The sequence below is a fragment of the Mesorhizobium sp. M7A.F.Ca.US.006.01.1.1 genome, assembly GCF_003997935.1.
In the GTDB taxonomy this organism is placed as follows: Bacteria; Pseudomonadota; Alphaproteobacteria; order Rhizobiales; family Rhizobiaceae; genus Mesorhizobium.
Genome location: NZ_RZQL01000284.1, coordinates 1 through 8,043, shown reverse-complemented (window position 1 = coordinate 8,043; position 8,043 = coordinate 1). Strand labels below are relative to the sequence as shown.

Annotated in this window: 7 protein-coding genes and 1 pseudogene; 1 reads left to right on the top strand and 7 read right to left on the bottom strand. The window is 63.7% G+C overall.

Annotated features, from left to right (window positions below):
- From EN943_RS32115 to EN943_RS32090, 6 genes are all read right to left on the bottom strand, one after another.
- Nucleotides 1-490 (bottom strand): ATP-binding cassette domain-containing protein (locus EN943_RS32115; protein ID WP_127416019.1); only part of this gene is annotated, 490 nt, incomplete at its 3' end.
- Nucleotides 487-1,470, bottom strand: a complete 984-nt coding sequence (locus EN943_RS32110) for an ABC transporter ATP-binding protein (protein ID WP_127416018.1) — start codon at nt 1,468-1,470, stop codon at nt 487-489. The genes EN943_RS32110 and EN943_RS32115, both read right to left, overlap by 4 nt.
- The gene (locus tag EN943_RS32105; protein WP_127416017.1) at nt 1,467-2,306 is read right to left on the bottom strand and encodes an ABC transporter permease; all 840 of its coding nucleotides are present in this window, start codon (nt 2,304-2,306) and stop codon (nt 1,467-1,469) included. The genes EN943_RS32110 and EN943_RS32105 overlap by 4 nt, the downstream gene beginning before the upstream one ends.
- A 28-nt stretch (nt 2,307-2,334) precedes the next feature.
- Nucleotides 2,335-3,282: an ABC transporter permease gene (locus tag EN943_RS32100; protein ID WP_127268564.1), complete on the bottom strand. Its 948-nt coding sequence runs from the start codon at nt 3,280-3,282 to the stop codon at nt 2,335-2,337.
- 52 nt (nt 3,283-3,334) lie between these two features.
- Nucleotides 3,335-4,894 (bottom strand): ABC transporter substrate-binding protein, encoded by a 1,560-nt coding sequence (locus tag EN943_RS32095; protein WP_127416016.1) that lies wholly within the window; start codon nt 4,892-4,894, stop codon nt 3,335-3,337.
- Nucleotides 4,895-5,204: 310 nt separating this feature from the next.
- On the bottom strand, nt 5,205-6,197 hold the full coding sequence (locus EN943_RS32090) for a membrane dipeptidase (RefSeq protein WP_127416015.1): 993 nt from the start codon (nt 6,195-6,197) through the stop codon (nt 5,205-5,207).
- A gap of 197 nt (nt 6,198-6,394) precedes the next feature.
- On the opposite strand from EN943_RS32090, the gene EN943_RS32085 reads away from it, so the two are divergent.
- Nucleotides 6,395-7,666, top strand: coding sequence for an FAD-binding oxidoreductase (locus tag EN943_RS32085; RefSeq protein WP_127416014.1), 1,272 nt, complete (start codon nt 6,395-6,397; stop codon nt 7,664-7,666).
- 28 nt (nt 7,667-7,694) lie between these two features.
- On the opposite strand, the pseudogene EN943_RS32080 reads toward EN943_RS32085, so the two are convergent.
- Nucleotides 7,695-8,043 (bottom strand): annotated as a pseudogene (locus EN943_RS32080) (hypothetical protein); the annotation flags it as partial.

Below are 8,043 nucleotides of genomic sequence, written 5' to 3'. Positions count from 1 at the left end.
GACGCGCCTGGCGGCCGGAAAGCTGGTGCGGGTAGCGGTCGGCGAAATCGCGCGGCAGCCCGACCAGCCCGAGAAGCCGTGTGACTTCGGCGTTGAGATCGCGATCCGACAAGCCGTGGATGACGAAAGGCTCCGACAGCAGCGAGCGCACGCTGAGCCGCGGCGACAGCGATCCGACCGGATCCTGGAACATCATCGGCATGCGCCGCCGCACCGGCTTCATGGCGGCGTTGGACAGGCCTTGCAGTTCCTGCCCTTCAAACAGGATCGTGCCCGCTTTCACGGGCTGAAGACCGTTGAGCGTGCGCGCCAGCGTCGTCTTGCCCGAGCCGGATTCGCCGACCAGCGCGAAGGTGCTGCCTCGTTGAAGCGTGAAGCTGACGCCGGAGACCGCTTCGATTTCGGTGGCCCGCCCGGCAAGCCTGGCGGACAGGCCGCCGACCCGGAACGAGACGCGCAGATCGCTGACGCGGAGCAGGTCTTCGTTCATGCGCTCATCGCCCCCAGGGGAACGTCCGCATGCCAGCAATGGGCGATATGAGATCCGCCGATAGGGGCGTTGGGAGGCGTCGTCAGGCATTGGGCGTCGGCGCGATCGCAGCGCGGCTGGAAGACGCAGCCGCTCGGCCGGCGGCGCAGATCCGGCAAGGTCCCGGCAATCGTCGGCAGCCGGGGCACGCGCTGCGACAGCCGCGCGGGATCGCAGGCCAGCAGCTTCTGCGTGTAGGGATGGCGGGCGTCGTGGAAGATTTCGCGGGTCGTGCCGCTCTCCACCACCTCGCCGGCATACATCACGATCATCTCGTCGCAGAGTTCGGCGATCACCCCCAAATGGTGCGAGATGAACAGCACGGAGCAGCCGATGTCTCGCTGCAGATCCTTGAGCAGTTCGATGGTGGCCACCTCCAGCGTCGCATCGAGCGCAGTTGTCGGCTCGTCGGCGATCAGCAGCGCCGGTTCCATCATCAGCGCCATGGCGATGGCGATGCGCTGCTTCATGCCGCCGGAGAATTCGTGCGGAAACTGCATCAGCCGGCTTTCCGGATCGGGAATACGAACCTTGCGCAGCATTGCGACCGAGCGCGCATCCTTGTCCCGCTTCGACAGGTTCGAGCGGTACTGGATGTCGCGCATCTGACGCCCCACCGACAGCACCGGGTTGAGCGCACCCATCGGGTCCTGGAAAACGGTGGCGATCCTTTGCCCGCGCAGGCCGCGCATCGCGGTCGGGTCGAGCCGGGCAAGGTCCTTGTCGCCCTCGAAGATGATCTCGCCCGACAATATCTCGCCATTGTCGGCGAGCAGGCCGAGAATGGCGTTGATGAGCGTCGATTTTCCGCAGCCGGATTCGCCGACCACGCCGACGCTGCGGTTGGCTGGTACGGAAAAGCTCACCTGCTTCAGCGCCTCCAGTCGCCCGGCCTCGGTGTGGAAGGCTACGCTTAGATTCTTGACCTCGAGAACCGTCATGAGCGCCCCTTCAGCCGGGGATCGAAGAGATCGCGCAGCGTCTCGCCGAAGAAGGTGAAACCGAGCGTGGTCAGCACGATCGGCAGGCCGCCGGCAATCACGATCCAGTAGGAATCGCGGATGTTGGCAAAGCCGTCATTGAGGATCGCGCCCCAACTCGGTGTCGGCGGCCGCACGCCGAGCCCGAGGAAGCTCATGCCGGCCTCGATCGCCACCACCACGGGAATGTCCATCGATATCAGGATCAGGATCGGGCCGATGATGTTGGGCAGGATATGGACGCGCAGGATGCGGCCCGCACTAGCGCCCATCGAGCGCGCCGCCATGACATGTTCGGCTGATTTGAGCACCAGCGTCTGCGTCCTGATGATGCGGGCATAGCCCGGCACATTGACCAGCATCACCACCAGCACCACCGCGTAGAGCGAGGGGCCGAACAGAGTGACCAGCGTCAGCGCCAGCATCACGGTGGGAAAGCTCTTCACCGCGTCAAAGATCAACAGCAGCACATTGTCGAGCCAGCGCGGCCCATAGCCGGCCATCAGCCCCAGCACGACGCCGACAACCAGCGACACCACTGTCGCGCCGAGCGCAATCAGCAACGCAACGCGTCCGCCGTATAGGACGCGGGTCAGAAGATCGCGGCCGAGATGGTCGGTGCCGAGCAGATGCAGCAGGCTCGGCGAAGCGAAGCGTTCGGCCGGCGATATCTTGCTCGGCGCATAGCTGGTCAGGAGGCTGGCGAAGACCGCCGATAGCACCACCACCGTCACCAGCGTCAGGCCGACGGCGCCCAGCGGCTCGCGCATGATGCGGCGCACGGTGCGCCATATCATGCCGAGACGGAAGCTGCGGGATGGCAGCTCAGTTGAAACTTGATCTGACACGGGGATCCAATAGGCCGACCAGGATGTCGGCCGCTACGTTGACGAGTACGAAGAAGACCGTGGTGACCAGCACGGCTCCGGAGACGATGGGGTAGTTGCGCACCGAGATCGCCTCATAGACCAGCTTGCCGATGCCGGGGCGGGCGAAGACGATTTCGGCGAAAACGGAAGACGACAGCATGTGGCCGATGCCGACACCGAGCAAGGTGATCGTCGGAAGCACGGCAATGCGCAGCGCGTAGGTGTAGACGATCCGGTGCTCTGTCAGGCCGAAAGCGCGCGCCGTGCGGATATGGCTGGCTTCCAGCGTCTCCAGCATCGAGGCGCGCACCATGCGCGAGATGTAGCCGATCCAGCCAAGCCCGACTGCCAGCGACGGCAGGATGAGGTGCTGGAGCCGGCTGGCGAGGTCGCCTGGTTCTCCGGCGCCGATCGCCGGCAGCCATTGCAGCGCGACCGCGAACACCAGCAGCGAATAGATGGCGACGACGAAGGACGGCACTGCGATCATCGCCACCGAAAGAACCCCGATCACCTGATCGACAAAGCCGCCGCGGCGCACTGCGGCGATACAGCCAAGCGGGATGCCCAGCGCCACCGACCAGGTGATGCCGCCGACCACCAGCGCCAGCGTGAACGGAAGCTGTTCCATCACCACGTCCAGCACCGGCCGGTTCGACAGAACCTCGGTGCCGAGATCGCCATGCAAGGCAGAGCCGTAGAAGTTCACGAATTGCCGCCAGACAGGTTGATCCAAGCCCATGCGCTCGCGCAGCGCCTCCTTCATCTCCGGCGTCGCGCGCGGCCCCAGCGCGACGGAGGCCGGGTCGCCGGGGATGAGATAAACCATGGCGAACATCATCATCATGGCCACGCTGATGATGATGGCGCCAAGCCACAGACGCTTGAGGGCGTAGCGGATCATTTTCGGTACCTGTCGGACGGTTGTTGGCGGGGGCGAGCCCCGCCCGCCGATATCATGCCGGTTTGAAGTCGGTGAACACGGGTTCGCCGTTCGGCTTCAGGCCGGTCACAAGCGTGTCTCGATTCATGATGCCGGTGACCTCATGCGTCAGGAAAACGTAATTGCCGTTCTCCTCCATCAGGTCCTGCAGCTTCTTGTAGATGACATCGCGTTTTGCCGGGTCGAGCTCGACCATGCCTTCGGCGTTGAGCTTGTCGAATTCCTCGCTGGAAAAACGCTCCCAGTTCCAGACGCCGATCTGGTCGCGGGTGAACCAGGCGGTCGCCCAGCTCGGATCCGGCTGCATGGAGAAGCGGCTGATGATCATCTGCAGCTTCTTCCAGTAGTCGCCTTCCTTGGCGCCAAGCGTCCAGAAGGTGCCGCTGTCGTTCTGTTTGATCTCCACATTGAGGCCGACATCCTGCAGGTTCGACTGCACGACCTGCGCCGCGGTCAGGCGCTCGGTCTTGTTGAGAATGTCGAGCGTGATCGTCGTGCCGGCCAGCCCCTCCTTGGTGATCATGTCGCGGGCGCGATCCGGATCGAAATCGAACAGGTTCTTCTCGCGATGGCCGGGTAGGCCGGGCGCGATGATGCCGGTGGCGGTGGCGGCGGCGCCGAAATAGGCGGCGTCGACCACTGCCTTGCGATCCACGGCGTACTGCACCGCGCGGCGCATGTTGGGATTGTTGAAGGGAGCGACATCCTGGTTCATGCCGAGCCAGACAAAGGCCAGCGAAGGCTTCTCGACCACGGTCGTCTTTGGCGGCGGTGTCTGCTTCAGCCGCGAGATGGAGGAGACCGCGGTCCAGGTGTAGTCGAGGTCGTCCGCCTCATAGCCGAGTTCGGCGGTCTTCTCGTCCTCGATAGGATGGATGTGGATTTCCGCGAAGGCGCCTTGCTCGTACTTCCAGTCGGGATTGCGCACCAGCACCGTGCGCTGCTTGGGCAGCCATTCCTTCAGGATGTAGGGGCCCGACTGGGCGACCGGCTTGACGCCCATCTTGCCGCCGAGTTCGGTGATGGCGCGCTTCGACAGGATGGTGCCGGACGGTGTCGGCAAGGTCGACGTCCACAGCGGCGCGAAGGCCTGTTTCAGGTGGATCAGCCCCGACAGCTTGTCCTTGACCTCGACTTCCTTGAGCGTCGCCCAGTCGCCGGAATAGGGGCTCTTGTTGGCGGGGTCAGCGATGCGTTCGATCGAAAACTTGACGTCTTCGGCCGTCATCTGGCCGTAGCCATCGGTGAAGCCGATATTGTCGCGTAGCTGGAAGGCGACGGTCAGCGGATCGAGCTGCTTGATCGTCTCCGCCGCCATTGGCCGCCAGCCCCAGCTATCGCCCGGCGTGGTGACGACGAGGCCGGCGAAGATGACGCTGGTGATGTCGCCTTCGGGCGCCGCCAGCCGGAAGCAAGGGTCGAGCGTCTGGATGTCGGCGTAGGAGCGCACCTTGAGGATCGGCCCGTCGCTCGACCAGGAAACTTTTGGATTGACCATTGAGGCGAGGCCGAAAGCGCCGGCTCCGGCGAGCAGGCTGCGGCGCGAAACCCTGGTGTCGGCTAGAATGGACATGCTCTACCCCTCTGCTGTTTTCGTTGTCTTGTTCTTGAGCGGCGAGCCATTCCAGGCCGCGCCAAATGTCTCGTCCCGCTAAAACTGCTAATAATAGACACACATGTCTAGCTAAAATTTTGCCGGCACGTCCGAATCTTGGATACGGACGACCTTGCGGAAAATTCCGACATCTGTTCCGGCCCCGCCGGTGCGTCGGCTTGGGCAGGCAGGCGGGCGAAATGTGATCGCGCACACGGTGCGGCCTGGCCCGCCATTCGATGGGGCCTGGATCAAGAGCCGTAGCGGAGATGCGCCTCTCCGCCGCCGGTCATTTCCAGATTTCAGCCGCCAGGCGCATGAAATTGCCGCCCAGGACGTCGCGCACGGTCTGCTCGGACTGGCCGCGGCGCAGAAGAACCTCCGTCAGTTCGCGCATCTGACCCGGAGCCGCGTAGGTCGTCGCCCCCTCCGGATATTCGCTCTTGGGCCAGAATTGCGGATTGTCGGAAATGATGCGATCGATGCCTTTGACATCAACCGGAAAGGCGTAGTCCAGACCGATGCCGACATGATTTGGGCCAACCAGATCGACGAGATATTCGATGTGGTCAGCCAGCCTGTCCGAGTCCGTGCGTCCCTCTCCCAGGAAACGATTGAGCCCGACAATCGCGACGATGCCGCCGGTGCGCGCGCAGGCCTTGATCTGCTCGTCGGTGATGTTGCGGCCATGGCCGCACAGGGCCTTGGCGTTGGAATGCGAGAAGATGACCGGCCTGTTGGAATACTCCATCACCTCCATCGAGGTGCGGTAGCCGGTGTGGGTGACGTCGACGAACATGCCGAGACGGTTCATCTCGTCGATGACCTGGCGGCCGAACGCCGTCAGGCCGGTCTCGACATCGTGGCAACCGCCGCCGGCCAGGTTGTTCCTGTTGTAGGCAAACAGGATCTGGCGCACGCCCAAATGGTGATAGAACTCCACCATCTCGATGCGGCCGTCGAGTGCGTTCATGCCCTCGATATCGAAGGTGATCGCCAGTTTGCCTTCAAGCTTGGCCTTGCGGATTTCCGCCACGGAGGAGACCAGCGTGTAGTGCTCAGGATTGGCAAGGATCCAGTGGCGGAAATTTGCGAGCGTCCGCACGGTCTGCTCCCAGGACAGCAGGTCGAAGCCGACATCGATCGACAGATAGTTGATGCCGGCGTCGCGCCAGATCTGCAGATTGTTCAGGTCCGCAGCCGGGTCCGGCATGAATCCGGAATGTGCGTCCCATATGATTTCAGTGTCGAAAATGGCCTTGGCGGCAGTCGAAACGCTCACTTTTTTCCTCACTCTCTTGGCAACGCCGACACGACGGAAGTGCGGATCAAGCGGCGTTTCGGACGTGCGATCCAGATGCAGTGCGCATCAAGTATCAGGCCACAGACACATGTGTCTAGACAGCTCCGAACGGGCCTGTATGGTCGCCGTCGCTGCATGTCGCTCCGACCGGACCATCGGCAAAAGGGAGAACAAAGATGAGCTCAAACGGAAGCCATGGGGGGAGCGATAGCAGGCATATCGCCGTGATCGGCGGCGGCATTATCGGCTGCAGTGCGGCTTTCCATTTGCTGCGGTCCGGCGTGCGCGAGGTGACCGTCATCGATGCCGGCCAGCCGGGTGCCGCGACCACAAGCGCCGGCGCTGGCTTCGTCTCCCATTGGTCCGCCGGCATGATCCCGCTCGGTGAAGAAGGCCTTCAACTGCAGCAATATGGCCTCGATTTCTATCGCCGGCTGCATGAGGTCGGCGTCGAGATCGGCTATCGGCCGAACGGCACCTTGATCATGGCACTGACCGAGGACGGGCGCGAACGCTTTGTCCGCCCGGTGCTGGATTCTCCCTATGCGCCGCCGGAAATGCAGGATCTGAGCGCCGCGCAGATCGGCCAGAAGATGCAAGGCCTCATCGATCCGGCGCGAGTCCATTCGGCGGCCTACAATCCGCATGGCATCCAGCTCGACACCAAGCTGGCAATGGGTGTGCTGACCGGCCAGATCAGCGAGCTCGGCGGCATCTTCCGCAGCAACACGCGTGTCACGGCCGTCCACGATGCGGGCGACCGGGTGACGATCGAGACCGACCAGGGCAGCCTTGAGGCTGACAGTGTCATCGTTGCCGCCGGCGCCTGGAACAACCAGGTCCTATCGGGCCTTGGCTGGCAGTTGCCGCTGTTGCGCGTCGTCGCAACGCGCATCGTCACCGACGATCGTGGGCTGCCGTCGACCATTCCCACCGTCCAGTGCCGCGAATTGCGGCTGTGGCTGCGCGAGACATTCGGCGCCGTCATGTGGGGAACCGGCCGGCACTACAAACCCCTGTACAAGACGAACGACAGCGAAATCGAACCTGGCCAACCGCACAATCTCGAACTGATGCAGGAGACATCCGAGCAAGAGCTTGCCGAGCTGCAGACGGTGTTCCCGCCGCTGCGCGGTTCGACGATCGCGAGCTGGGCGCAAGGTGTGCCGTGCTACACGCCCGACAATGGCCTTGTCGTCGGCAAGGTCCCCGGCAGCGACAACGTCGTGGTTGTCGGCGGCGACAATGAGAGCGGCGTCACCCATGGACCGGGTCTTGGCCGGCTCTCCTGCGAACTGGTCCTCGGTCAGACCCCATTCGTTTCCGCGGAGCGGTTCCGTGTCGATCGCTACGCCTCCGATGCCTTCAAGTCGGAAGCCGAGATCGAGGCCGCCATGCCGGCCTGGGGCGCGCGTCATGATGCGTCGCGGTTTGGCCGCGAGGCCTGATCTGTCAGCTGTCACTGACGCTGACTTGTCAGCTGTCACCGACGCTTGCCTGCAAGCTGTCGCCGACGCTGCCGAGCAGCGCCTGCGCCACCGCCCTGACCACCGGGCCGGCATTCTTCCTGGTGACGATGTGGAAGGAGCCGGCGTGACGACGTGAGGTCTTCGTCAGCCGGACGAGCTGGCCGCGGCGCAGATGCTCGTCGGCAAACCCGGCCCAGGCGAGCGCGGCGCCGCGCCCGGCGATGGTTTCGTGGATCATCGACATGTAGCCGGTGAACCGGAGTCCGTCGAGTTTCCGGTCGGTTCCGATCCAGGATTGCCAACTGTCGATCGCGCCCGGCGGCGTCACCTGATGCAGCAGCGGCACTGCCATGAAA